The organism is Lewinella sp., assembly GCF_050633125.1.
Classification (GTDB): Bacteria; Bacteroidota; Bacteroidia; order Chitinophagales; family Saprospiraceae; genus Lewinella.
On record NZ_JBOEFX010000022.1, the window covers coordinates 59,390 to 82,277 of the forward strand.

Below are 22,888 nucleotides of genomic sequence, written 5' to 3' on the forward strand. Positions count from 1 at the left end.
GACGCTCAAGGCGGCGGCGGCTCGCAAAAAAGGTAATATTTTGAACCAATTTTTTCATATTGTCCGTAAATGTACAGGCCTTTAACCAACGAAGCAAGATTAAATAGCGTTTATTTTACGATACCAAAAGCAGGAAAATAATGCCTCTTCAATTAAAAATAACTGGAAGCTTGCTATTAGCAGCCTTATTCATTGCCTGCTTAAGAGGAGGTAACAATAACGAATTAGACGCAAGTCCTACTGCCATAAATAAAACAATACCTCCCCAAACTGTTCTGGTAGAACTATTTACTTCCCAAGGATGCTCTAGTTGCCCACCAGCAGACCGGGTATTACAACGGCTGGTGGATGAAGCCGAAGAAGGCAACATGGCGGTAATTGCACTTTCCTATCATGTCGACTACTGGAATCGCCTGGGATGGACAGATCCCTACAGTCAGGCTGTTTTTTCCGAACGCCAACGCCAGTACGCTCAAGTATTACCCGACCATCGGGTTTACACCCCTCAAATGGTTATCCAAGGCCAACGTGCTCACGTAGGGTCACGAGAAAAAGAAGTCAGGGCAACGATTCAGCATATATCCCAACAAGCTCCAACAAATAGCCTTTTGGCCTCCCTAAACCCAGCTAAAAACAACAGAAACAGTAGAGAAATAACTTATGAAATAACCGGGGAAACCAATACCATTGTATTGCAAATCGCGCTTGTTGAAACAGCCCTGGCCAACGATGTCCCCCGTGGAGAAAACAGCGGACACCACCTCACTCATACCAATGTAGTAAGAGCATTAACCAGTGAGATCAACCCTAAGTCGCAAGGTACTTTAACCATTGACACCAGCACATTAGGCACCTCTTCCAATGGCAAGGCCATTCTCTTTATACAGGATGCTGAGCAGCTGACTGTTTTAGCAGCAGCTGAAGTGGCCTTGTAAAAACAGGAAGGGATTCGCCGTATTATCAGCGAATCCCTTTACTATAATGCTTATAAATATTTTAATGATCTACCTGCAAAACAAATTTGATAGGAAGGTTAAAGTAAACCGGCACACTACGGCCTCTTTGCTTCCCTGGCGTCCATTTTTCAGGAAGATTACGCATTAATTTCACTACCCGAAGTGCTTCAGCACCACAATCTGCGCCAATATCTCTGAGGATTTCTGCATCCTCAATAGAACCATCATCCTGTACAACAAAGCGGACAACTACGGTACCAGAGACATTATTATCACGGGCGATAGCTGGGTACTTGATATTATCGTAGATAAACTCTAGCAACTTTTGCTGAGAACAAGCCATTTTTTCCTCTTTCGTTCCAACATCTTCACAACCAGGGAAGCGAGGCATATCCTCTACAATTTTGAAAATTTCTTTCACTTCCAATGCTTGGGGGGGTGGAGGTGGTGGAGGTGGTGGGGCAGGCCCTTTATCTACATTTGTTACAGGCGCATTACTCACCGCCAAATCAGCACTAGCAGATTGATCGGAAAACGTTTCCTGTTCGTCAAGGAGAACGGCATCAGAAGGTACCTCTTCAATGACGGGGGGCGGAGGAGGTGGTGGAGGTGGAGGTGTTGTCGTTTGAGGAGGTGCCTCCATCTCAATGTCAAAATCCATTTCCATTGCGCCTTCCGGAATATCGACCTTATTCTCAAACTGTGTCCAGTTAAAAGCCATTACCGTAAGGGCCAAAACGACGACTAATCCTAATTTCCAGAAGATACCAGTATTGTGCAACACATCTACTTCAGGATACTTATTCCGTGCCTTAATTTCAGCACCTACAGGATCATTTGCGTGTTGGGATTTGAGATTAGTTTGGGCAAGGTTCGATAAACGATATCGTCCCGCAATGATTATTCCGATGACCAAGGCAGCCAGAAGGCCGAGACCAAGAAACACTTCGGAGCCGGTGAAGGAAAAGTTAGTAAACATAATATGCTGGTTTTAATACTGATCAAATGCTTGATCTTGGTACTAAATTCCGGATATATTATCCTCCTTTTTCTGACATTCGTCAGTATGACAAGATAATCTTTATCACAAGGGCTATTATTTCAACAACTTTTAACCTTTAAGCATTTCCATCACGGGGTGCATCTGCCAGTGGAGCCTGGTAAAGAGGGAGAGGTCTGCTACCTCCCCAGAACGATAAAACTGGTATTCGGCCTGATGTGCAGAGCTGGCTGCTAAGGCTAGATTTTCCAACCGCCTGGCTACCTGTCGAGCTACAGCAGGAGCCGGGTCAATAATCTTACAGTCGTTTGGTACGATATCTTTTAGAAAGGGAAGTAGAAACGGATAGTGCGTACACCCCAAAACGATGGTATCGACTTTCTCTTGCAGCATGGGAACTAAAATTTCTTTTAGCTGCTCGATGGTATCAGGGTGATTAAGTTTACCTGCTTCGATAAGGGGGACGAGGCCGATGCAAGGGTTTTCAAAAACTTGCACATTTGCGGCATAGCGGCGCATCAGTTCTGCATAGCGCTCGCTTCGTATGGTAGAGAGCGTGGCCAGCACACCTACCTTGCCTGAGCGGGTAGCCTCTGCTGCCGGTTTTACGGCTGGCTCCATCCCTACGAAAGGAATTTCGGGCCATTGCTCCCGTAAGGATTCTAAGCCCGCCGCAGTAGCTGTATTGCAAGCCACGACGATCATTTTGCATTGATGATTCAGTAGAAACTGGGTGATTTCTGCTGAGAAATCAGTAATCTCTTTGCGGGACCTTGGCCCATAGGGAACCCGGCCGGTATCCGCAAAATAAATTAGGCTCTCGTTGGGCAAGAGACCAGAAATAGCATTGGCGACCGAAAGGCCGCCAATGCCGGAGTCAAAAACTCCAATCGGATTATTATTTCCGGAAGACAAAACTAGATATTGATCTTAGCCTTTACAGCTTCGCTCATATCCTGGCTTTCTTCACTGTACAGTAGAACTTGCTTGTCGAAGATAAACGTGAAACCATTTTCTTCAGCAACAGATGCAATAGCTTCGTTTAAGCTATCATAGATAGGCTCCAATAATTCGGTGCGCTTATCCTGAATTTGCTGAACCATGCCTTGCTCTTCCTGAGCTAATTCCTGCTGGCGTGCTTCTAACGCTCTCTGCTGTTCTTCCTGCTGTATCCGTGAAAGTTCTCCACGTTCTACTTTCTGCTGGAAAGCTTGAACATCCTGCTGAAACTGGGTAATACTAGCTTCCAGTTTCTTTTGCAACTGTGCCTGTAGTGCTTCCAGGTTAGCTTCTGCCTGCTTTACGGCAGGAAGTTCCGCCAAAATGGCCTGAGCATCAACGTAACCGAAGGTCTGCTGAGCTTGAGCAGTAAAAGCAAAGGCGAACATTGCAAGGGTTAAAGCGCCTATTTTAAATACATTCTTCATCTCTTCTAGTGATTTTGTGTAACTCTCAAATGTTGTGATCAATGAATTGGCCGGCAAAATTAGTTGTTTTTTTTCAACCAATTAAAGTCTACGAAGAATATCCTCCGTTTTATTGTACTGGGGGTTAGAGAAAATCATTCCTGAATCGCTAGAGCGATCAAAAATAAAATCATAACCTCGCTCATTGGCATAACTTTCGATAGCTGCGTAGACTTTCTCCTGAATCGGTTGTACAAGCTGCTGGCGGCGACTGAATAGTTGCCCTTCTGGGCCAAAACGTTCGCGCTGCATATCTCGTACAGCTTTTTCTTTATTCATAATCTCTTCTTCACGCTGCTTTCGTGCGTCTTCGCTAAGAAGGACTTGTTCTGCCTGGTATTGGTTGTACATGCCCTTAATTAAATCGTATTCTTTGGCAATTTCCTGCCGCCATTGATTGGCCAAACGATCGAGTTCCGTTTGAGCTTCTTGGTATTCTACGATGTTTTCCAGGATTTCCTGAACATCAACAAAAGCGATTTTTTGTGCATTGGCCGAAAGGCTGAAAAAGAAGAGTGCTCCGAAGAACAGTGGTAATATTTTGCGGTACATCATAACGGGTAATGAATTAATTGCTTTGAATTCAAGGCCAAAATTAAAATTTATCTTCACCTTGTGGACGGATTAACAACGAAAAAGATACAAAGAGGGCCGAAGTTAGCTACTGTCTTTAACTATTGTTTAACGGCTATGGATTATTTTTATAATCCCTTACCTTTTTTTTAACAAGGTCTATAGCATTTTCGTTGTTTAGTCACGTTTAATAGTCTGCACCTGACAAAATACGTTGGTGCTGTTCCTTATCAACCAACCTCAAACGTTTTATAATATGCGATATTTCAGTTTTGCACTCATTGGTACCATGATCATCTCGTTTTTTGCCATCGGCTGTGGTGGCAGCGGAGGAGGCCTCAACTTGTTTTCTGTTGAACAGGATATTGAGCTGGGCCGGCAGGTAAGCCAAGAAATTAATACCAACCCCACAGAGTTCCCCATTCTTCCAGAGCAAAGCAATCGGGAGGTCTATCAATACATCAGAGGTATTACCGACAAAATCCTTAATTCCGGCAAAGTCGCTCACAAAGATGATTTCGCTTGGGAGGTAAAGATCATTGATGACCCTGAAACACTCAACGCCTTTGCGACACCAGGTGGATACATTTATGTGTATACCGGATTGATCAAGTTTCTGGATTCAGAAGATGAGCTGGCAGGCGTAATGGGCCATGAGATAGCCCACGCTGCTCAGCGCCATAGTACTCAGCAGATGACCAAACTTTATGGTTTGCAAATTTTAGCCAGTGTAGTTACCGGCAACGCTGAGCCAGGTATGATTGAGCAAATTGCTTTGGGATTGGCCAGCTTAAAAAACAGTAGAGGTCACGAAAGTGAAGCTGATGAGTACTCTGTCATCTACCTGTGCGGCACAAGTTATAATGCCAACGGCGCTGCAGGTTTTTTCCGCAAGATGGAAGACTCTAGCGCCAGCCGCCCGCCTGAATTCATGTCTACTCACCCCAATCCAGGCAACAGGGTAGCTGACATCGACGCCAAAGCGCAAGAGCTGGGCTGCCGGGGTACCGCTGACAACCGCGGGGAGTACATGCGGATAAAACGCTTATTGCAATAGGCACATCCACTTAGAGACTACATAAAACATGAGTCAGCACGGATTTGGACTAGGGCCCAAATCCGTGCTGACTCATGTCTCCAATTTTGAAATCAACAATGATACTCAGCTAAACGTACTCCTCTACTCCTGAGCCGACAATGTGATAGATTCCAAAGTGACATTACCTGCACCTTGCCCCCGTTTAATCAACTTAATTTCAAAAAGCTCTCCTTCTTCAAGCAAATTCCCGGGAACGCGGTAAGTGAAGCTGAGTTCTGCTCCTTCTTCTTCAAAAGAATGTAGTTCTCCAAGATCATGGACATGGCTCACTCCGAAGAAGGTCATCATACCTATGTATTGATCTGCTTTTTTCCCATCTGGGTAATGAATATAAACCTTGTAATAATCACCTATTTCCTTATAAACAGACACGTCTAGCTTCAGTAACAACGATCTGCTTGTTGTCAAGCTTCTCTCTGATTTAATAAAACTACGATTTTGCCTGAGTTGCTCTCTTGATTGCGCTATTACTAGTTGATTAGTAATCACCTCCCCTACTGATTGTTTCCAAATGACCTTTTCTTTAGGTGGGTCTTGCACCGACATACTTCTTGATGCAACCTCCATTTGTTCTTTTGGCACTGCCGCAAATACGGGAGCCTGCATATCATCGTAAACATAATCAGGGTTGAAGACGATGGCATATACTTCATCGAGGGAATAGGTGATCTCATCGCCATTGGGTTGGATAAAATTATACTCCCAGGGCTGTACTTTGATATGCTTCAATGTAGGCCTTTCACCGTATTCTGATTGGTCCCAAAGTGTCCACACACGGTCAATCATACTATGGTGCAACCAGAACGCGGGATCAAAACCCGCCGAGGGGACGTTGGCCATCAACCCCGACATTTCCTTCTGAAATATAGGATTAAAGAACGTTTCCTTACCATCGGCGCCAATGTAATCATGCATTAGGCCGTGGGGAGCGGCTTCTATTTGTTGGCTAAAACCCTCTTTACCAGCAAACCCTACCGTAATTGCCAAACGGTCAAGTTCTTCTTTAATGTCCATCCTTGTGGTGTCATCAATAGGGTTTCCGTTATTGAGCAGGCTGTATCTTGCACTCTCGTACAAGGAACCTTTCTTATCCAAAAACATGGCGGGTAGCTGATTATCAGACAGTACTTCGCTACCATAATTCCAATAAGGCAATGCAAAATCAGCTTTCCCGGAAAGTTCTCGGACGATCTGTTCTAAATGCCAGGTATACATTCTGTGCCAGAGCAAAAAATGCAGACTGGATGCTTCTGTTTTGGTGTGGGTACAGTCGCCCCAGGCAAATAATTTATCCTTCTCTGTTTCATATCGTGGGCACAGCTTATTGGCTCCAATGATTTCTTTAGGAATATTGTGAATAGCCCCTTGATAATACCAGGCACGGCTGTCTTCGCAGGTCATGGAACGCATAATCTTAAAGGCCCTTTCCATAGCCTCCAAGTCTTCTTTAGCTTCCGGGGATGCTGCATTTTTTCGGACATACATTTCTGATTTTGTCGCGACTTGGAGTCTTTGACTTTGGCCAAAAGTGGTAACCGCAATTAATAGAATCGCGAGTAAACCTGCTCCTTTTTTTAGTAGGTTGGTTCTCATTATGAAAAATTTAATACGCGTGAATAATGGGTTGTTATTGTACTTCGACCTCAAAAGTGAGGGTTTCAAAATGCTCAGGGTACTCCCTGTCATAGATTTTAAATTTGACGATTCCTTTGCCTGAATAGCTCCCCGGCATTACGTGGATAGCAATAAAACCTTGCTGATCAGCACGCAGTGCTTTAAACTCAGATCCTTTTGGAATCCCTATTTGGCAATCTCCGTGTTGACACATGGAGCAATCCCACGCTTTAGGGAAAGAGTTGTAAACCGTTTCCCAAGCAAGGTAAATGGTCCGCTTGGTAATGTTCTCTACTTTGATTTTTGAAATATCCAATCGCCCGCCTTCAGCAACTACCTCTCGATTGGTGTCTTCCCCAACAACCACAAAAGTAGCAGCTGATTGAGCGATCAGTAGCCATGAACAGGGCAGCAAAAAAATGGTCAGAAGAAAAATTTTCATAAATATGGGTTTTATAAATCTCAGGTGTTTTCAATAAATCGACAGAAAAGTTCGGTGTTTAATTCGTCCGGTGACAGGATCACGAAAAATATACTTTATGCGGTCTTTCCCATCCATAAAAGGGGGATGAACCAACAATTCGCACGTTTCTCTTGGGGCTAAAATCAGCTGTTGAAAACGCTTGCTTTTAAGCAAAGCCTTCCCGTTGTCCATCAGTTGAAGCCTAAAGTTTTTAGGAAAAGAAATTTCCTGTTGCCATTGCCCGGCATTTACCAGGCGAATTAAAATGGGTTCGCTACTATCTCCAGTCTTTAATGCTATTGGCTCCGTTTCCTTAAAAGGCTTTCCATTGAGAAGAAAATGTTGTGGTTTGTAAGCAGGGAGTTCATTAGATGGCAGGTCATTTTCGGTATCCAACAGCGCCAATTCCTGCCAAACCAGATCCATTTCAAAGCTACACCACAACAACTCTTGCTTTTCCGGTAGTGATGATACTTCCGACCGGACAATCATTACGCCAAACATACCTGCCCGTAAATTGACCGGGAAGTTTTCCGAACAATAGTAGAGGTAAGTCCCAGGAGCTGGTGCTGTAAAATGATAATAGCCATGATCCATGTGGTATACCGCTTGGTTCTCAGCCATTAAGCCGTCACTGGTTCTTCTTTTCAGAGAGATACTGTCCATGAAAACAACATGGGGATCGCCCTGCGAGATGTTCCAAAAATCAATAACAATACTATCACCTGTCATGACATCTATGGTAGTCCCTGGAAGCGTTACTTGCCCTGACAAGGTATTGGTAAATCCAAAGACCCGAATTTTTTCTTCGTTAAGAAAAATTTCCCCTGTTGTCCGGCCAATGATCAAATGTTCCTGCTGTCCATTCAGCATTGTGAAAACGAACATTAAGTACAGAAAACATGGTAAATGAACTACTCTTTTCATTCGTTATGATGACTTTTAAGCGCAATTTCCTTTTTCGCAAGAGAAGGCTTTAGAGCTTCTTCGTGTCCCTAGAGATACGAGCTTTCTTTCTTTTGGGGTCTAAAAACGCAGTCACTGTTTTAGCCGTACCAGCTACCAAGTCAGCCATATTTGCTGTCGTTTCCTTGAGTGTCTGTTCATCGGCCAAGTTTGGGTTACCTACCTTAAATTGCGGATTGGGTGCATATTGCATCGTCAGCTGGGCATTCTTTGCAGTCTGATCCCCGGCTATGAGTGCTCCAATTTTCAATCCGCAATCAATGGTTGATGAAATACCTCCTCCTGTCACAACATTGCCATCAACGACATAAGAAGGATAACCATCGACAACAATTACTTCAGGAAATAATTCCAGGGAGTTTTTAAAAGCCCAGTGCGTGGTGGCTCGGCGACCATCAAGCAATCCTGCTGCTGCCATCAATATCGTACCTGTACACACCCCTGTCACCCAGGTTGCCGTTTTAGCGCTTTCTGCTAAAAACTGTAGATAGGGTTCTCGAAACTTGATCAAAGAGGCCTCCTTTCTGTTGTTTTCTACCTTTTGGGCACGGCTATCAGGAAAACCGTCAGGGTAACCGGCTGCTCCTGGAACAAATAGTACATCAAGTGGTGGGCAGTCAGCAAAAGAGTACTTTACTCCAAGACTGATTCCTTCAAGACTCGTAACGGGCTTACCGTCTTCGGAGATCAAAAAAGGCCTGTATTTTTGTCCCCCACTAAGGAGAAAAAAGGCCTGAAAAGCTCCAATGGTATCAAGTGAGTCTACACCATCATAGATGGGAATACCAATATTAACGATGTTGCTGTTTTTCATTTCAGGTGTTTTTATTTAATAAACGTCATATTCATTCCACGCAGAAAAGGTTACCTCCGAAACATGGAGGAATCTCACGGAATGTGCTTACACATATTTAATTAGAGGGGAGATATCATCATCAAGAAAATCTAATGATGGTCGTCGAAGTTACGTAAAAATCTTAGATATACGATGAAATGCCCTTTAGGTTTTCGATTTTACTTTCTGGAATTCTCCCACAGGCATACACACCAAAAAAATCCCCTGATGCATCTTTGATTTGTATTATAGAGCTTGTCTTCCCTGCAGGAGAAACTTCGTACATCTCTGTTCATTTCTAATTAATCATTTATCATGCTGAACTTTAATTTCAGTGGTACCGAGGTACTGCTTGGAACGGGTATGATCCTACTCCTGCTACTAAGCTTAGGTTTTCTTGGGCGGTATCTTTTTCGCCACCGTAAGCAGGAGAGTCGCCACGGTTCCCGTACAAAATACTCCTCTGTGGATGTCTTCCGCTATCAACCCATTTTCTTACGTTTGGGGCTGGTCTGCTCACTGGCGTTTACTTTTCTAGCGTTCAACTGGACACAGTTTACAGCGCCCGACGCCACCATCGTCGGCGGCTTTGAAATGTGGGAAGATGAAATAGACCATGCGCCTCCTATTACTACGCATCCTCCTCCCCCACCTCCTCCTCCGCCGCCGCCAAAATTTGAGGCCGTTATTAACCCTGCGGTCGACACCGTTACTTTTCGTAGTGGGGATGTTCGTAGCAATACCCCTATAGCGCCTAGTACCATTTCTCGGCCTGAGCCACCCAAGTACATCCCGCCACCTCCGCCAATCAAAGACGAAGGACCAGACATCGTCATCATTGCTGAAAAAATGCCTGTATTCGGGGATTGTGGTGCCTTGGAAGACGAAACGAGTAGACGGAAATGCTCAGATCGGGCTCTTATTCAGTTCATTGGCCAGCATGTTCGGTATCCGGCTATTGCGAAAGAAAATGGCGTAAGTGGTACTGCCGTCATCCGGTTTGTTGTCGAAAAAGATGGCTCGCTGAGTCAGATTGAAATGGTACGTGACCCTGGGGCTACCTTAGGCGCAGAGGCTCAAAGAGTCGTACAACTGATGGCAGACAGTGCACCTAAATGGTCACCAGGCAAGCAACGGGGCCGTCCCGTACGTGTGCAGTTTAATTTGCCGGTGAGGTTTAAGTTGGAGTGATTTTTTGGTTAGATAGTTGATGGTTGTTTGTTAGATCGTTGAATCCCCAATTCCCTCTACGCTCTAACTAAAGGGGCGGTAGTTCCGCCCCGCATCCCTCTACAACATCACCGTTTTTACGACTACATCACTGTGCAGGGTTCGGTGTACGGGGCACTTATCGGCAATCTCCATAAGCTTTGCTTTTTGGGTATCATCGAGGTTACCTTCCATTTCAATTAAGCGATCAAAATGGTCGATTTTACTTTGGCCTTGCTCCGGGTTGTTCATGTCTTCGGTATAGTCTTTGCGATGACTGAGGTGTACTTTTACTTCTTGAAGGTCCCACTTCTTACGTCGGGCGTACATCTGCATCGTCATCGCTGTGCAAGCGCCAAGGCTGGCCGATAGCAATTCATAAGGAGTGGGGCCAAAGTCATTTCCTCCAACATCTACCGGTTCATCAGCGGTGAGGCTATGGTGGCGTACCATTACTTCGGAGGTAAATCCATCCTGCCCTAAACGCACCACTACTTCGCGGTCGCTGGCCAATTTTTCTTTTTCGGGAGCTTCGAGATAACGTTGTACCCAGGTGGCAATTATTTGCCCGGCATAGTGCGAATCCTCCTTATTGCTCATCAGATGGTCGGCACCATCGAGGGTAACAAAACTTTTGGGGTGCTTGGCCTCCAAGTATATTTTAGCGGCATTTTCGATAGGAACTGTCAGATCTTGGGGAGAATGTAAAATCAATAGCGCACGATTGAGTTGTTTAATTTTCTCTTCCTGGCTATGCGCTTTGATGTCTTCCAGAAATTGTTGCTTCACTTTGAATGAGCGACCACCGATGCTTACTTCGGCTTCTCCTTCTTTCGCAATTTGCTGGGCTTCTTCATCAAAAAGATGGTTGACATGAGCAGGATCGTGTGGGGCACCAATCGTGACAATGGCCTTGACCGAAGGTAACCGATCAGCCACATGGATAACCGCGGCTCCACCCAAAGAATGACCAATAAGTAAGGACGGTGCCTCATAATGGGTCTCCAGAAAAGCAGCGGCAGCCTCAAGGTCAGCGACGTTAGACGTAAAGTTAGTATCCGCAAATTCTCCTTCACTGTCTCCTAATCCGGTAAAATCAAAGCGCAAAACGGCTATTCCCCCTTGGTGGAGCGCCCGGCTTATATTGCGTACAGCCGTGAGGTTTTTATTACACGTAAAACAATGTGCAAAAATCGCAAAAGCCACCGGATGCTGGTTGACAGGAAGCTCCAAACGAGCCGCTAAGGTATAGCCGGTGTTGTTGGTAAAAGAGACTTTGGTACTGGCCATAATGGTAGGAAATTCTATGAATATATGGCCTCAAAATTACCAATATTCTCATGGATGAGTTGTCGAATAGCGGATAAACCAGGTGTTTTGATGGTTGGTTTGTTAGATGGTTGGATGGATGGATGGATGGGTTCTCCCCTTACTTCTGGCTTTTGCATCGGTATTCCTCGAGGTTAGCCCCTATTCATATGTTCACCTACTACCAACTAATGGTTAGACTACACACCGTGCCATGTTTTAGGAGCATAATCGTTTGGCAGTTTAGCTATTCATAATTAAAGATGATATTGTCGAATTGTCTTTTTTATTTTGCACATGTTTTGAGTTACTTAACAATAAAGTGTGCTTAAGAGAAGGGAAAATCTTCTTAGCTCTTTTTATCATTTTTCGACCGGGAAAAATAATATCATCTTCTGCAGCAATCAATGTTATTGGGGTTCGAATTTTTGACGCTTCACTTGCTTTTATCAAAGGAACAGGGGTAAAATCCATTGAAAAATGAGTGAATACTGCCGATAAATATTTATGCGCAAAGTCATCTTTTTCCGTGAATGAAGCATCCAGAAAGCGTTCGAGATATTTTGTCTTTTTTGTTTTCATATAGCGCTTCATAGGAACGAAGAACTTAAACAATGCTTTAATAGGATTGCCGTTCACTATGTAAGCTGGAGCCGATAGGAACACTTCCTTTATTTTATCCTCATTATTAATTAGTGTTTTTAGTATCACGAGTCCTCCAAAAGAGAAGCCAGCTAGTGTAACCTCTTCAAGAGCAAGTTTATCTATTATTTGATTCATCCACTGGCCATACGAGTCATCTTTCATACTCAAACGTGTTTCTGCGCTTTTATTTGGTTGCGCTAAAACATCTATGGCATAAACAGCGAAAGAATCAATCAAATCACTATAAGTTTCAATAGCAACAGGAGCACAACCATTGGAACCATGGACAAGAATGAGGGGTGGTTTTGATTGATCTCCTGCAATAATAATATTGGTTTTACCAAAAGTAGTTTCCACTACTTTGTAGGTATAATTAATGTTTAACGCCGCCAATTTTTCATCATATAGCTTCAGGATTTCAACTTTACCTTTTTCCGTTTTAAACAATAAGCTCATAAATTTTAATTAATTTTAGGACAAACTTACTAAAAAAATGAAATTAGGACAAGTTTACTAATGAATAAAACAAAACAACGGATAGTTGACAAGTCAAAGGAGCTATTTAACAAGCATAGCTATGGGCGAGTTACCATACGAATGATCGCAACGAATTTGGGAATGAGCTCTGGAAACCTCAACTATCATTTCAAGAAACGGGAAGATATTTTGGAGTACATTTATTTTGAGATGGTTTCGGATTTTGATAAAAGAATTGAAACTTTACCGGAGACTGAAATATCATTTCCTCAAATTAAGAATGACATCCAGTCAAGTATGGAGAGGATGTTGAAGTACAAATTTATATGGACTGATTTGTTCAACATACTGAAGGTAAATGATAAAATTTGTGATCACTTTCATAAAGTATACCAAAAGAGAATTGCTGGAAACGTGTTTTTATTTAATCATCTCCATGAGAGACAATTAATACGCGCAGCAAACTTTCAAGATGAATATCAAATACTTGCAGAACGAATGGTAAATTTTGGAGATACATGGATTTATACTTCTGAAATCTACAATAAGAGAAGTTCCAAGAAACATTTAGAACATCAGGTCAATTCAATGCTCGCTATGATTTATCCATATCTAACCCAAAAGGGTATTCAAGAATTTGAAAAAGCTTTCCCAAGATGGTTTAACTAAACATTTTCTGCGTATTGTAGCTAACGTGGCAGGGCATGACCAAATTCCCCCTTTTAGGATAGGGGAAGAGTACTTGTATCCTTTGGTTTACAGGGCTTAGCACCTCATTTTATCAGCCCTTATCTTTGCTCATTTTCAAATTTTGCTCAAAGCCCACCGGAAAAAATCTGGCATAGCTACCGCCCAGGTGGCTGGTTCGTGGCGACCGTCGGGAATTTCCAGGTAATGGAGGTCGCTTTCAGGTTGGCCTTGCTGGCGGAGTAGGTCCATCAATTGCAGGGTATCATCAATGGCGTCGATGATACCATTTTGGTTACGGTCACCGTCTTCATCCTTGGTTCCGGCCTGGAACCAGTAGCGTACTGGCGGCAAGCTGCTCGCCTTGGCGACCTGGTCGTGCAAAATCCGATTGGCATCGGGTAGTTTTTTATTGAAGGGGCGGCTGCGCCACCAGAGTGCGCCAGAAAAAATTCCCGCTGTGCCAAATTGCTGGGGATAATGCCAAGCCATATCGAAGGCAACCAAGGCTCCCAGAGAGAATCCACCCACATAGTTCTGGCTGGAAGCCTGGCTCACGAAGTATCGTTTTTGCAAAAAAGGCATCAACTCCTCAAGAATAAACTGTGCTGTTTCGGGTGCACGATTTCCGCGATCGCCATAATCTGCACGGCTGATTGTGCCATATTCCCACATACGGGCTTCGTTGGCATGAATGCCTACTACTGTAAAAGAGGAATAGCCTTCATTCGAGAGTTGCTGCTGCATTACTCCAATCGGCATGGTACGCAAATCTTGTCCATCAAGAAAAAAGAAGATTGGTTGATTTTTTGACTTATCGGTACGATACACATCAACAATGACCTTTCTATCCAGGAATTCACTCGCTAAATGATGGATAGTAAAAGGTTTACGGAAAACCGGAATTTGCCGTAACCACTGCATAAAATCATCTAGAAATCCACGTAAACCGCTGACAGGCATAAGAACAAGAGAATTATTGAAAAAAAATGCAAATACTAAACTATCTTTTTTGAGAAGAATAAGTGGCGCTATTCTGGCAATTAAGAATAAATGTATATTAGTCGTCGAATTGCTTGTTTTTTATTTGGTTTACGCTTTTTTAAACAACTGTAAACCAAATAAATAGCTTGTAACCTAAGCTAAAAGACAGTAATTTTGCTAAAATTTCAGAGAACTTCCTAAAATACTTCTACGGTGCAGGAAAAACTAATTCAATTTTACTCTCATCATCTCGGCCGTGATATCGACATGCTGGTATTCGGAGACCGGGGTTATCCTGTAGTTTTGTTTCCTACCACAATGGGGCGCTACTACGAAAATAAAGACTTCAAACTGGTAGAATCTGCTCGCTGGTTTGTAGAACAGGGTTTGGTACAAATCTACTGTCCTGACAGTATCAACTCTGACAGTTGGTATAACCGAAATATTCATCCTGCGCACAAGGTTAAAAACCACATCCAGTACGATCGCTTCCTGAGTGAAGAATTGGTACCGCAGCTTCAGATGAAAACGAGGACACATAAAATAGCGGTAGCAGGGCCAAGCTTTGGCGGTTATCACGCTGCTAACTTCGCTTTTCGCCATCCGGATCAGGTAAGTCACATGTTCAGCATGAGTGGTGCCTTTGACATCAAGACCTTTATGGATGGTTATTATGACCAAGACACCTATTTCAATAACCCTATCGACTTTATGCAAAATGCCAATGATCCGGCATTATGGGGTATGAAGATCGTCTTGGGTACTTCGGACTGGGATATTTGCCTGGACGCCAACCGCAAGATGTCGGAAATATTGAAATCTAAAGGGATTGACCACTGGCTGGATGTCCGTGGTTGGCAGAAACACGACTGGCCCTTATGGCGGGAAATGTTCCCTCACTATCTGAGCTTGTTGTAGTTTACAGATTGGAGATCAAGGCAAGAACTGATTTCCAGTTAGGCAACTAATCATTACTTTAGTCTTAGTTTTAAGAGCTTGAACACAATTCGAAATCAACTTTTCAATATGAAAAAGATCGGTATTTTATTTGGTAAAGAACGTTCCTTCCCTGAGGCTTTCATTGAGCGTATCAACAGCAAAGGAGAAAAAGGGATCGTCGCGGAAGCGGTAAAAATTGACAAGGTAGTACAAGGTGAACCTTCAGGTTACGCTGTGATTATTGACCGTATTTCACAAGATGTACCTTTTTACCGTGCCTTTCTTAAGAATGCAGCTGCTACCGGAACTGCGGTAATCAACAACCCTTTCTGGTGGAGTGCTGATGAAAAGTTTTTCAATAACGTTCTTTCTGTTACAGAAATGGACGTGCCTGTGCCAAAGACGGTTTTGCTACCTTCTCACCAGCACCCTGATGATACATCGGGCGAGTCGTTCTCTAACCTGGCTTACCCTATGGACTGGGAAGGCATCTTCGAATACATTGGCTTCCCAGCTTACATGAAACCTCACGCGGGTGGTGGCTGGAAGAGTGTGTATCGCTTGGAAAATGCCCAAGAGTTTTTTGAGAAGCACGGAGAAACCGAGCAATTGGTGATGATGCTCCAGGAAGAAATCAAGTTTGATGCTTACTTCCGTTGTTACTGTATTGGTGGAGAACACGTTCGGATTATGGATTACGAACCACGTAACCCTCACCACCTGCGCTATGCAGCAAAGCACGAAGTAAGTGACGAGTTACGCCAGCAAATGCATGAGCTAGTGCTAACGATTTGTCGAGGCCTCGGTTATGATTTCAACACCGTAGAATTTGCTATTCGTGACGGTATTCCTATCGCTATCGACTTCTGTAATCCAGCACCGGATGCGGAAGTTAGCTCTGTAGGCGCCGAAAACTTCGAATGGGTAGTGGAAACTGCTGCTACTTACGCGATCAAAAAAGCAAAAGCACACAAAGACGGAAAGAGCAACCTCACCTGGGGTAACTTTATTCGTAACAATGTGGCAGCTACCGCAACGAAGAAGCCCGCAGCTAAACGTGCCGCAAAGCCAGCAGCTAAGCGTACTCCTGCGAAGAAGAAGTAACTAAAAGTCACTTACGATAGAGGAAGCGACAGCTCACAGAGAGCCGTTGTTTCCTCTATTCTCTTTATACAAATCGTTAATTGTCGGATAGACTAACTAAGATTTTCAAATTAATACCTGCTTTTTCCTGACCTTTGCCTGAACAACCTTTTATCCTTAATCACTGTTTTAGTTTACCTTGCCTTAACCTCCCTAAAACCATCTTTAAGAAACGGGTTTTACCAAATCGGTAGAAGCCACTATTTTCGCTAGAAAGTGAAGATAATGACAACCATGAACTACACGCACTGAAATTGTTGAATTATGAGTGTTGCTCGATTAGCTATTCTGGATATGTATGACGGTGCTCCCAATCAGGGGATGCGCTGTATCAAAGATATTGTCTTGCAGTTTGCTGGCAAAGTAGATTATGAAGTTTTCGATGTACGCGGCAAAGCCGAAGTACCCGATTTGAGCTTCGATTTTTACCTTTCTACCGGTGGCCCCGGAAACCCATTGGAAGGCGATGGCAATTGGGATGCCAAATACTACGCTTGGTTACAGGCGGTATGGACTTGGAACCAGCATCAGACAGAAAAAAAGCCTGTGTTTTTCATCTGCCACTCTTATCAAATGGCGGTTAACTTTTTCAACTTAGCAGAAGTTACCGACCGGCGCACCATGTCTTTTGGTACCTTCCCGGTACACCTGACAGATGCCGGAGCAGAAGAGCATATTTTTGATGGTTTAAACAATCCCTTCTGGGCGGCAGATTTCCGCTTTTACCAAGTCACCCAACCCAATGAAGATCGTTTTGAGGAGCTTGGCGCAAGCATTCTCGCGCTGGAAAAAATTCGCCCTCACGTACCGCTCGAAAGAGCGATCATGGCCATTCGTTTCTCTCCGGAAATGATCGGTGTACAGTTTCACCCAGAGGCCGACCCCGAGGGCATGATCTCCCACTTCATCGAACCCGAACGCCGCGAGGCCGTCATCACCGAGCACGGCGCCGAGAAGTACCATCGAATGCTGGCCGATATGCGCCACCCGCGTCGGATTATGCATACCTACAACCGGATATTGCCTCAGTTTATTGAGCAGGCGATTGCGGCTGGGGAGATGGTGTTGGTGTAGAAGACACCACATCTAATATTAAACATAAGTCATCCCGAATTTTGGCTAAGGCCAAAATCCAGCCTGACCTTAACTTAGAAAGAGTCCGTAAATAGCTAAAAAGAGTGATTTATCCGACTATTTGTAGAAAACCCCATGATTTCACTAGTAGAAATCATGGGGTTTCGTCTTTAANNACGGATTTTGATGACAATCAAAATTCGGGATGACTTATGTTTACAACAGAGGCTTCACGGTAAACCAAATGTTAAATATTACAAGAATACAGCCTTCTTAGATTTAAAATTAGGACAGAAACAAAAGAACACTTAGCTTGGTAGCCATGGCAACAACCTAAACCTTAAAATCATGCGCAACGCTACCTCTCTACCTCTCTACCTCTCTACCTCTCTACCTCTCTACCTCTCTACCTTTTTCCTCATTTTAACGCTATCCTTCAACGTCTCCGCCCAGGAATACAATGACATCTGGCTGCGCGATTGGGTCAACAATCAAGGCGTCAGTAATACATTGGCTGGGCGCAACCTCAGTATCACCGCTGGTGATCACGTTTATGAAGCGGTTCACCAACTTAACGATGATGGGCAACACGATTTAGTCTTATCCAAGAGCACCCTCAAGGGCGTGCAAGTCTGGATCGACACCTTTAATCTGGCAGCGACTACGGCGAATATCCTGCTAGGGGATATGATCCTAGATGGCAATGACGACATCCTTATCACTGGTGCAGTGTACAATGGCAGCAACAACTACGATGCGCTAACCCTGAAATATACGGGTGCGGGCAGTTTATCCTGGTACGAGTTGCACAATGGCAGTGCATCTTTTTATGATGGTGGCCTGCGGATTGCCGTAGATACAAATGATGATGTGTTTGTTACCGGAGGCACCAGTAGCAGCACGAGCAATATGGATTTGTTAGTCCTGGCCTACGAAAGCGACGGTACGCCTAGCTGGTCGGCCACCTACGATGGTTTCAGTGCTTTCGATGCAGGAAGCTACGTTGATGCCAGTGGAGTAGGTTCATTGCACATTGTAGCCCTTAGTGAAGCAACTACCAACAACAAATGGCATATACTCGACCGAAAGTACAATCCCGCCAATGGAAGCCTGATTACAAGTACAAACAGCGATGAAATCACTTTGGAAGAAGTGCGCGACGTAACCCTCGATGCCAGCGACAATATCTACATCACCGGCTGGAAGCCTACCACCAGCCAAGGCCGAGATATAGTAGTCGTAAAATTAGACGACGGTGCGGCTATCCAGTGGGAGAAGACCTTCAATGGCACGGCTGATGCCAACGATCAGGCCAATACCATTGCCGTAGCCGCTAACGGCGACGTGATTGTCGGTGGCTTCACGACGACCAGTAGCAGCGACCGCGACGGCCTCCTCCTTAAATACAACAGCAGCGGTACTCTCCAATGGCAGCAAACCATCAGCGGAGCCGCCAACGGCGAAGACGAGATCACCGATGTACTTATAGCTACAGGCAGTAGCGAAATCTACCTCTGTGGCCAAATCCACGAAGCAGCCGACGAAGACTACCTGTTCCAGCGCCGCAGTTCCAGTACTGGTAGCCTGCTTCATGAACTCACCTTTGCAGGCTGGGTGGGCGGAAACGACCGAGCAGAAGTCCTGTTGGAAGACGAAGACGGCGGCATCATCATGAGCGGCAAGACTGCCGCCGGAGCCAGCGGACAGTTTCCCACAGCGGTGCGCTTTGCCAAAAAAGATTACTTCCTGCCACCGAATAGCGAAACACCCAATGCTTCGCTGCCCTATATCCACCAGTACGATCAACTGACCAAAACCAACGGTAAAGTCGCCGAAGACATCAAGTACTACGCTGGCAACCATTATCTGGAAAACGCTCAATTGAGCATAGTGCAGGCTCTGATCGATACCGTCCCCACCACGCCAGATACCCTCTGCCGAGTAGACGTAACCTTCAGCGATGATAAAAGCCAGCGAGTATTCGCACTGGACAAGCGCAGCAGCTACCACAACTACTACCTGGGCCACATCAACGAAGGCCGCACAAAAGTGCCACTGACCGACCAGGTACTACACACCGACGCCTGGACAGGCATCGACCTCCTCTACGGCAGCAACGGCATGGGCCACACCTACGACATCATCATCGAACCCGGCGTAGACCCCGATGCGATCATCTTCACCTTCGCAGGGCACACCAGTCTGGCGGTAAATGGGAGCGGTGAACTCGAAATCACCACCGCCTTGGGCACCATCGTTTGGCCGGAGCCTACCTTGTCGAGCTATGATGCGGCAGGGACCAGCTATTCCAATACGGATACGCCAGCTTATAGTCTGGTGGGGAGTAATAAGGTAGAGATCACGGGCGTGAATAGTGTGAGCAATCGGTATTTGGTGATTGGGGTGAGAGGGGGTATACCAACTTCAACTGGTGGAGGAGGAACAAATTTGGAGTGGTGTACTTATTTTGGTGGTAATGATCAAACCATTACAAATTCCATAGACTCGAAGCAAGTATCATCTGGTCCTGATCTTTATGTCACTGGTGAAACTAGAGCAACTGTTTTTCCTATTTTGAACGGTATACAAGAAGTGAACTTAGGGGAATTTCCTATTGATGCTTATCTAACAAAATTTGATGGAGAATTGAATCTTGCTTGGTCGACTTTTCTTGGAGGCAATCGTGTAGATAGAGCTTTTGATTTACTACTTAGAAACAATGATGTAATTATTGTTGGCATGACAGAAGGATTTAGCAATGAGGAAAACAACCCAAGTGCTTTCCCATTGGTAAATAACGGAATAAGTTATTTTGATGATGTTAATAATTGCCTTATTGCTGATGCTAGTTTTTGCTCTGATGGCTTTATAAGTGTCTTTTCAGAGGGAGGGCTATTAAATCATTCGACTTTCTTTGGAGAAAACGCATTATTAGAAGAGATCATTTTTGGGATAGCAGAAAATAAAAGCACAGGAGATATATTCATCGTTGGAGAAGGTGCTAATGCTACTCTACTCAATGATAACAATAGCAGCTTTTTTCAAAACTCGGGGCCTTCCTTTTTCAGCAAATTTAATAGCGACTTGACTCTTGCCTTCTCATCTAGATTTAATGCAAGTAGAATAGCAGATGTTCAAGTCGCACCAAATGGAAATATTTTTATTGCAGGTCAAGCAACTCCTGCAGATAACATTCCTGTTATATCCGAAGATATTGATTCTTATACACAAACTGCACTGGGAAATCAAAACGCATTCATTACAAAAATATCTCCTTTCCCTCATCAAATATTATGGTCGACTAATTTTGGGGGTAATCTGGATGATTTCTTTGAAGAACTAGCTATCGGTGACAAAGGAGATATTTATATGGTTGGAAGAACAAATTTAGAGGATAACAGCTCTTTAGGGAGTTTTCCTTTCTTTGATCCCGGAAACCTTCCACCTGATAATATTTATGACGACGAACCCTCAAATTTAACCTCGGGAAGCCCCTTTTATTATAGGGAATCCTTTTTTGCCCATTTTAGCCAAAGTGGTGAACAGTTATTCACAACACTTTTAGGAAACGGTGCAACAGGGGGCTCTAACCTAAAAACCTGTCATGCGTTTAGTACGTTTGGAAACGATTATATAGCGATTGGCGGAAATGATAGATTATCTAGCCCAAATGATCCAGGGCTTCCTGTGGTTGGAACCCCTAATTTGCTGCAAAGTTCTCATTCCACGCTTGGCAGTGTTCCAGAGCCTCAGGGTATAACTAATCTTGATGGTTATTTTTTAATCATTAATAATGAATATCAACCATTATGGGGGTCTTATATGGGAGGTGTTTGGGTGGAACAAATTCAGGATTTTTCTTTTACTGAAAACTATTTTTTCATAGGCGGAAATGCATTTGATAGCCATGCAACGATTGATACCGATGATAACATAAGTCAATTGATGCAATATAGTCCAAATCCTGATTCTTATTTTTCCACATATATTGAATCCGGTAATATGGGTGGAGGTTTTTTTGCAGAGGCAAATTTTTTGGCACGTTTTCTCTTTGATGGGATTACATCAACCCGAGAATTTGGCAGCAAAAATGAATATGCACTAACTCTTTATCCTAATCCTGTTACAGATTTTCTTTATATTAACCTTAGTGATTTTTCTCAAACAGTCGACTTGAGTATTTACAATATCATAGGTCAAAAATTACAGAGAATTACTAGTATTAATACGCTAGAATTACAAGAAAATAGATTTCGACTGGATATAAGACATTTACCTAAGGGTGCATATATCTTAGTAGCAGAAGATGAAAAAATGATAATATCAGAAAAATTTCTACGCCAATGATTTGTTTTAATGTCAATAAAAATCAGCGAGATGCTCTCCACTCGTGCTATACCTACTCCCTCTTACTGTACCTGTTGAGTATAAACTCTTTATTCAGCCAGCAATTTTATGGAGCTGAAATGACGGCTCATTATCTACCTCAGCTTAATCGGTATGAAGTGATTGTTGGGTTTTATTATGAAGCAGGTTTAGATACCAGCCTCATGACTGGGATGATAAATTTAGGAAACGAGCAGAATCCACCCGTCATAGGTGTTGATAGCGTGATAAGTATAAATGCTGATATATCATTGTATCAGTTTAAAGTTCTAGCGAATTATTTGCCCGGCTCCCCAAGTCCTTTCTGGGGAAACCCTGCCCCGCTACCAATTGGATTAGAGTTTGATAACCTTACACAGGAGTGTGCTATTTACATGCGATCAAAGTTGGATTTGTATCATGTAGGAACTCCTGACTTTAACCCTCATATAGCTTATTGGACGCCATACAATTTTGACCATTACGTAGACGAAGAAGGCATCTTTCGTATGCAGGTTGAAGGATATGATGATGCTGTGGGAACCGTTAGCTACCATGGCGCACCAAATTTTTATGAAGAAACAAGTGATTGTTTAATAGAAGGAGTGATAGATTCTCTTCTATTAGATCAAACGACGGGAGAGCTGCTATGGCGTAACCCTCAACCAGGCACTTACTTGATTGGACTTGAGTTAAGAGAGTGGTATGGGAGCTATCAGATTCCTCTGTCCAGATTTCCTCGTTTTATAGCAGTCACTATTGATGAAGATGATATCGTCTCCACCTCTCCTCCTATTACAACGGCTGAAAATAGGTATTTCTCCCTATTCCCTAATCCTGCAACTAATCATTGCGAAATTAGAACAAGTCCATTAGAACACCAAGGTAAGTTAACTGTAAGCAACCTTCAAGGTCAGCTCATTTATCATTCAACACTTCCCGCTGCGAGTACTAGTGCAGTAATCGACGTGAGCACCTGGCCTGCGGGCATTTATTTCGTAAAATTGGAAAGTGCGCAGGGGAGCGTGGTGCGGAAGTTGGTGGTAGAGTAGTTTTCTTCGTTGGTATTTGCGGAAGCTAATACT

General features: G+C 43.8%; 21 protein-coding genes. 10 read left to right on the forward strand and 11 right to left on the reverse strand.

All coding sequences use genetic code 11. From position 1 onward, the window contains the following. The first annotated feature begins 140 nt into the window (after positions 1–140). Positions 141–935 (forward strand): DUF1223 domain-containing protein, encoded by a 795-nt coding sequence (locus tag ACRBG0_RS06840; protein WP_431486160.1) that lies wholly within the window; start codon positions 141–143, stop codon positions 933–935. A gap of 61 nt (positions 936–996) precedes the next feature. Here ACRBG0_RS06840 and ACRBG0_RS06845 read toward each other — a convergent pair whose 3' ends face one another. From ACRBG0_RS06845 to ACRBG0_RS06860, 4 genes are all read right to left on the reverse strand, one after another. Continuing rightward, complete coding sequence (locus ACRBG0_RS06845; protein ID WP_431486161.1) at positions 997–1,935, reverse strand: energy transducer TonB; 939 nt, start codon at positions 1,933–1,935, stop codon at positions 997–999. A gap of 132 nt (positions 1,936–2,067) precedes the next feature. Beyond that, entirely contained in the window at positions 2,068–2,871 is an 804-nt protein-coding gene (gene murI / locus ACRBG0_RS06850; RefSeq protein ID WP_431486162.1) for a glutamate racemase, read from the reverse strand. Positions 2,872–2,873: 2 nt separating this feature from the next. Continuing rightward, on the reverse strand, positions 2,874–3,383 hold the full coding sequence (locus tag ACRBG0_RS06855) for an OmpH family outer membrane protein (RefSeq protein ID WP_431486163.1): 510 nt from the start codon (positions 3,381–3,383) through the stop codon (positions 2,874–2,876). Between the two features lie 81 nt (positions 3,384–3,464). Beyond that, positions 3,465–4,034 (reverse strand): OmpH family outer membrane protein, encoded by a 570-nt coding sequence (locus tag ACRBG0_RS06860; RefSeq protein ID WP_431486164.1) that lies wholly within the window; start codon positions 4,032–4,034, stop codon positions 3,465–3,467. 217 nt (positions 4,035–4,251) lie between these two features. On the opposite strand from ACRBG0_RS06860, the gene ACRBG0_RS06865 reads away from it, so the two are divergent. Next, positions 4,252–5,052, forward strand: a complete 801-nt coding sequence (locus ACRBG0_RS06865; RefSeq protein WP_431486165.1) for a M48 family metallopeptidase — start codon at positions 4,252–4,254, stop codon at positions 5,050–5,052. Positions 5,053–5,175: 123 nt separating this feature from the next. Here ACRBG0_RS06865 and ACRBG0_RS06870 read toward each other — a convergent pair whose 3' ends face one another. Genes ACRBG0_RS06870 through ACRBG0_RS06885 form a run of 4 tightly spaced genes read right to left on the reverse strand, consistent with a single transcriptional unit; the run spans position 5,176 to position 8,951 of the window. Beyond that, entirely contained in the window at positions 5,176–6,687 is a 1,512-nt protein-coding gene (locus ACRBG0_RS06870) for a tyrosinase family protein (RefSeq protein WP_431486166.1), read from the reverse strand. A gap of 34 nt (positions 6,688–6,721) precedes the next feature. Then, positions 6,722–7,150 carry a hypothetical protein gene (locus ACRBG0_RS06875; protein ID WP_431486167.1) on the reverse strand — a complete coding sequence of 143 codons (429 nt, stop codon included), beginning with the start codon at positions 7,148–7,150 and terminating at the stop codon, positions 6,722–6,724. Positions 7,151–7,180: 30 nt separating this feature from the next. Continuing rightward, positions 7,181–8,098: a multicopper oxidase domain-containing protein gene (locus ACRBG0_RS06880; RefSeq protein WP_431486168.1), complete on the reverse strand. Its 918-nt coding sequence runs from the start codon at positions 8,096–8,098 to the stop codon at positions 7,181–7,183. A 49-nt stretch (positions 8,099–8,147) separates the two neighbouring features. Next, entirely contained in the window at positions 8,148–8,951 is an 804-nt protein-coding gene (locus ACRBG0_RS06885) for a DJ-1/PfpI family protein (RefSeq protein ID WP_431486169.1), read from the reverse strand. 336 nt (positions 8,952–9,287) lie between these two features. Here ACRBG0_RS06885 and ACRBG0_RS06890 point away from each other — a divergent pair, with 336 nt between their 5' ends. After that, positions 9,288–10,163: an energy transducer TonB gene (locus ACRBG0_RS06890; RefSeq protein WP_431486170.1), complete on the forward strand. Its 876-nt coding sequence runs from the start codon at positions 9,288–9,290 to the stop codon at positions 10,161–10,163. A 99-nt stretch (positions 10,164–10,262) separates the two neighbouring features. Here ACRBG0_RS06890 and ACRBG0_RS06895 read toward each other — a convergent pair whose 3' ends face one another. Then, a complete protein-coding gene (locus ACRBG0_RS06895) occupies positions 10,263–11,471 on the reverse strand; it encodes a bifunctional alpha/beta hydrolase/OsmC family protein (RefSeq protein ID WP_431486171.1) in 1,209 nt (402 codons plus the stop codon). Positions 11,472–11,495: 24 nt separating this feature from the next. Here ACRBG0_RS06895 and ACRBG0_RS06900 point away from each other — a divergent pair, with 24 nt between their 5' ends. Continuing rightward, complete coding sequence (locus ACRBG0_RS06900) at positions 11,496–11,648, forward strand: hypothetical protein (protein WP_431486172.1); 153 nt, start codon at positions 11,496–11,498, stop codon at positions 11,646–11,648. Between the two features lie 84 nt (positions 11,649–11,732). Here the strand turns inward: ACRBG0_RS06900 and ACRBG0_RS06905 are convergent, their stop codons facing one another. Continuing rightward, positions 11,733–12,590: an alpha/beta fold hydrolase gene (locus ACRBG0_RS06905; RefSeq protein WP_431486173.1), complete on the reverse strand. Its 858-nt coding sequence runs from the start codon at positions 12,588–12,590 to the stop codon at positions 11,733–11,735. A gap of 60 nt (positions 12,591–12,650) precedes the next feature. On the opposite strand from ACRBG0_RS06905, the gene ACRBG0_RS06910 reads away from it, so the two are divergent. Then, positions 12,651–13,280: a TetR/AcrR family transcriptional regulator gene (locus ACRBG0_RS06910; protein ID WP_431486174.1), complete on the forward strand. Its 630-nt coding sequence runs from the start codon at positions 12,651–12,653 to the stop codon at positions 13,278–13,280. Between the two features lie 135 nt (positions 13,281–13,415). Here ACRBG0_RS06910 and ACRBG0_RS06915 read toward each other — a convergent pair whose 3' ends face one another. Beyond that, the gene (locus tag ACRBG0_RS06915) at positions 13,416–14,261 is read right to left on the reverse strand and encodes an alpha/beta hydrolase (protein WP_431486175.1); all 846 of its coding nucleotides are present in this window, start codon (positions 14,259–14,261) and stop codon (positions 13,416–13,418) included. A 234-nt stretch (positions 14,262–14,495) separates the two neighbouring features. Between ACRBG0_RS06915 and ACRBG0_RS06920 the strand changes: the two genes are divergently transcribed. The 5 genes from ACRBG0_RS06920 (at position 14,496) to ACRBG0_RS06940 (ending at position 22,855) form a co-directional block, all read left to right on the forward strand. Next, positions 14,496–15,200 carry an esterase family protein gene (locus tag ACRBG0_RS06920; protein WP_431486176.1) on the forward strand — a complete coding sequence of 235 codons (705 nt, stop codon included), beginning with the start codon at positions 14,496–14,498 and terminating at the stop codon, positions 15,198–15,200. Between the two features lie 108 nt (positions 15,201–15,308). Continuing rightward, positions 15,309–16,325, forward strand: a complete 1,017-nt coding sequence (locus ACRBG0_RS06925; RefSeq protein WP_431486177.1) for an ATP-grasp domain-containing protein — start codon at positions 15,309–15,311, stop codon at positions 16,323–16,325. Positions 16,326–16,628: 303 nt separating this feature from the next. Next, positions 16,629–17,438, forward strand: a complete 810-nt coding sequence (locus tag ACRBG0_RS06930) for a type 1 glutamine amidotransferase (RefSeq protein ID WP_431486178.1) — start codon at positions 16,629–16,631, stop codon at positions 17,436–17,438. Positions 17,439–17,786: 348 nt separating this feature from the next. Then, positions 17,787–21,785: a T9SS type A sorting domain-containing protein gene (locus ACRBG0_RS06935; RefSeq protein WP_431486179.1), complete on the forward strand. Its 3,999-nt coding sequence runs from the start codon at positions 17,787–17,789 to the stop codon at positions 21,783–21,785. Continuing rightward, a complete protein-coding gene (locus ACRBG0_RS06940) occupies positions 21,782–22,855 on the forward strand; it encodes a T9SS type A sorting domain-containing protein (protein ID WP_431486180.1) in 1,074 nt (357 codons plus the stop codon). Before ACRBG0_RS06935 ends, ACRBG0_RS06940 begins: the two co-directional genes overlap by 4 nt. Positions 22,856–22,888: the final 33 nt, after the last annotated feature.

Excerpts from the sequence above, each read along its gene's own strand:
- ACRBG0_RS06840 (WP_431486160.1), top strand. The coding sequence starts at position 141 with ATGCCTCTTCAATTAAAAATAACTGGAAGCTTGCTATTAGCAGCCTTA.
- ACRBG0_RS06845 (WP_431486161.1), bottom strand. The coding sequence starts at position 1,935 with ATGTTTACTAACTTTTCCTTCACCGGCTCCGAAGTGTTTCTTGGTCTC.
- ACRBG0_RS06855 (WP_431486163.1), bottom strand. The coding sequence starts at position 3,383 with ATGAAGAATGTATTTAAAATAGGCGCTTTAACCCTTGCAATGTTCGCC.
- ACRBG0_RS06865 (WP_431486165.1), top strand. The coding sequence starts at position 4,252 with ATGCGATATTTCAGTTTTGCACTCATTGGTACCATGATCATCTCGTTT.
- ACRBG0_RS06870 (WP_431486166.1), bottom strand. The coding sequence starts at position 6,687 with ATGAGAACCAACCTACTAAAAAAAGGAGCAGGTTTACTCGCGATTCTA.
- ACRBG0_RS06875 (WP_431486167.1), bottom strand. The coding sequence starts at position 7,150 with ATGAAAATTTTTCTTCTGACCATTTTTTTGCTGCCCTGTTCATGGCTA.
- ACRBG0_RS06880 (WP_431486168.1), bottom strand. The coding sequence starts at position 8,098 with ATGAAAAGAGTAGTTCATTTACCATGTTTTCTGTACTTAATGTTCGTT.
- ACRBG0_RS06885 (WP_431486169.1), bottom strand. The coding sequence starts at position 8,951 with ATGAAAAACAGCAACATCGTTAATATTGGTATTCCCATCTATGATGGT.
- ACRBG0_RS06890 (WP_431486170.1), top strand. The coding sequence starts at position 9,288 with ATGCTGAACTTTAATTTCAGTGGTACCGAGGTACTGCTTGGAACGGGT.
- ACRBG0_RS06895 (WP_431486171.1), bottom strand. The coding sequence starts at position 11,471 with ATGGCCAGTACCAAAGTCTCTTTTACCAACAACACCGGCTATACCTTA.
- ACRBG0_RS06900 (WP_431486172.1), top strand. The coding sequence starts at position 11,496 with ATGGCCTCAAAATTACCAATATTCTCATGGATGAGTTGTCGAATAGCG.
- ACRBG0_RS06905 (WP_431486173.1), bottom strand. The coding sequence starts at position 12,590 with ATGAGCTTATTGTTTAAAACGGAAAAAGGTAAAGTTGAAATCCTGAAG.
- ACRBG0_RS06910 (WP_431486174.1), top strand. The coding sequence starts at position 12,651 with ATGAATAAAACAAAACAACGGATAGTTGACAAGTCAAAGGAGCTATTT.
- ACRBG0_RS06915 (WP_431486175.1), bottom strand. The coding sequence starts at position 14,261 with ATGCCTGTCAGCGGTTTACGTGGATTTCTAGATGATTTTATGCAGTGG.
- ACRBG0_RS06925 (WP_431486177.1), top strand. The coding sequence starts at position 15,309 with ATGAAAAAGATCGGTATTTTATTTGGTAAAGAACGTTCCTTCCCTGAG.
- ACRBG0_RS06930 (WP_431486178.1), top strand. The coding sequence starts at position 16,629 with ATGAGTGTTGCTCGATTAGCTATTCTGGATATGTATGACGGTGCTCCC.
- ACRBG0_RS06935 (WP_431486179.1), top strand. The coding sequence starts at position 17,787 with ATGCGCAACGCTACCTCTCTACCTCTCTACCTCTCTACCTCTCTACCT.
- ACRBG0_RS06940 (WP_431486180.1), top strand. The coding sequence starts at position 21,782 with ATGATTTGTTTTAATGTCAATAAAAATCAGCGAGATGCTCTCCACTCG.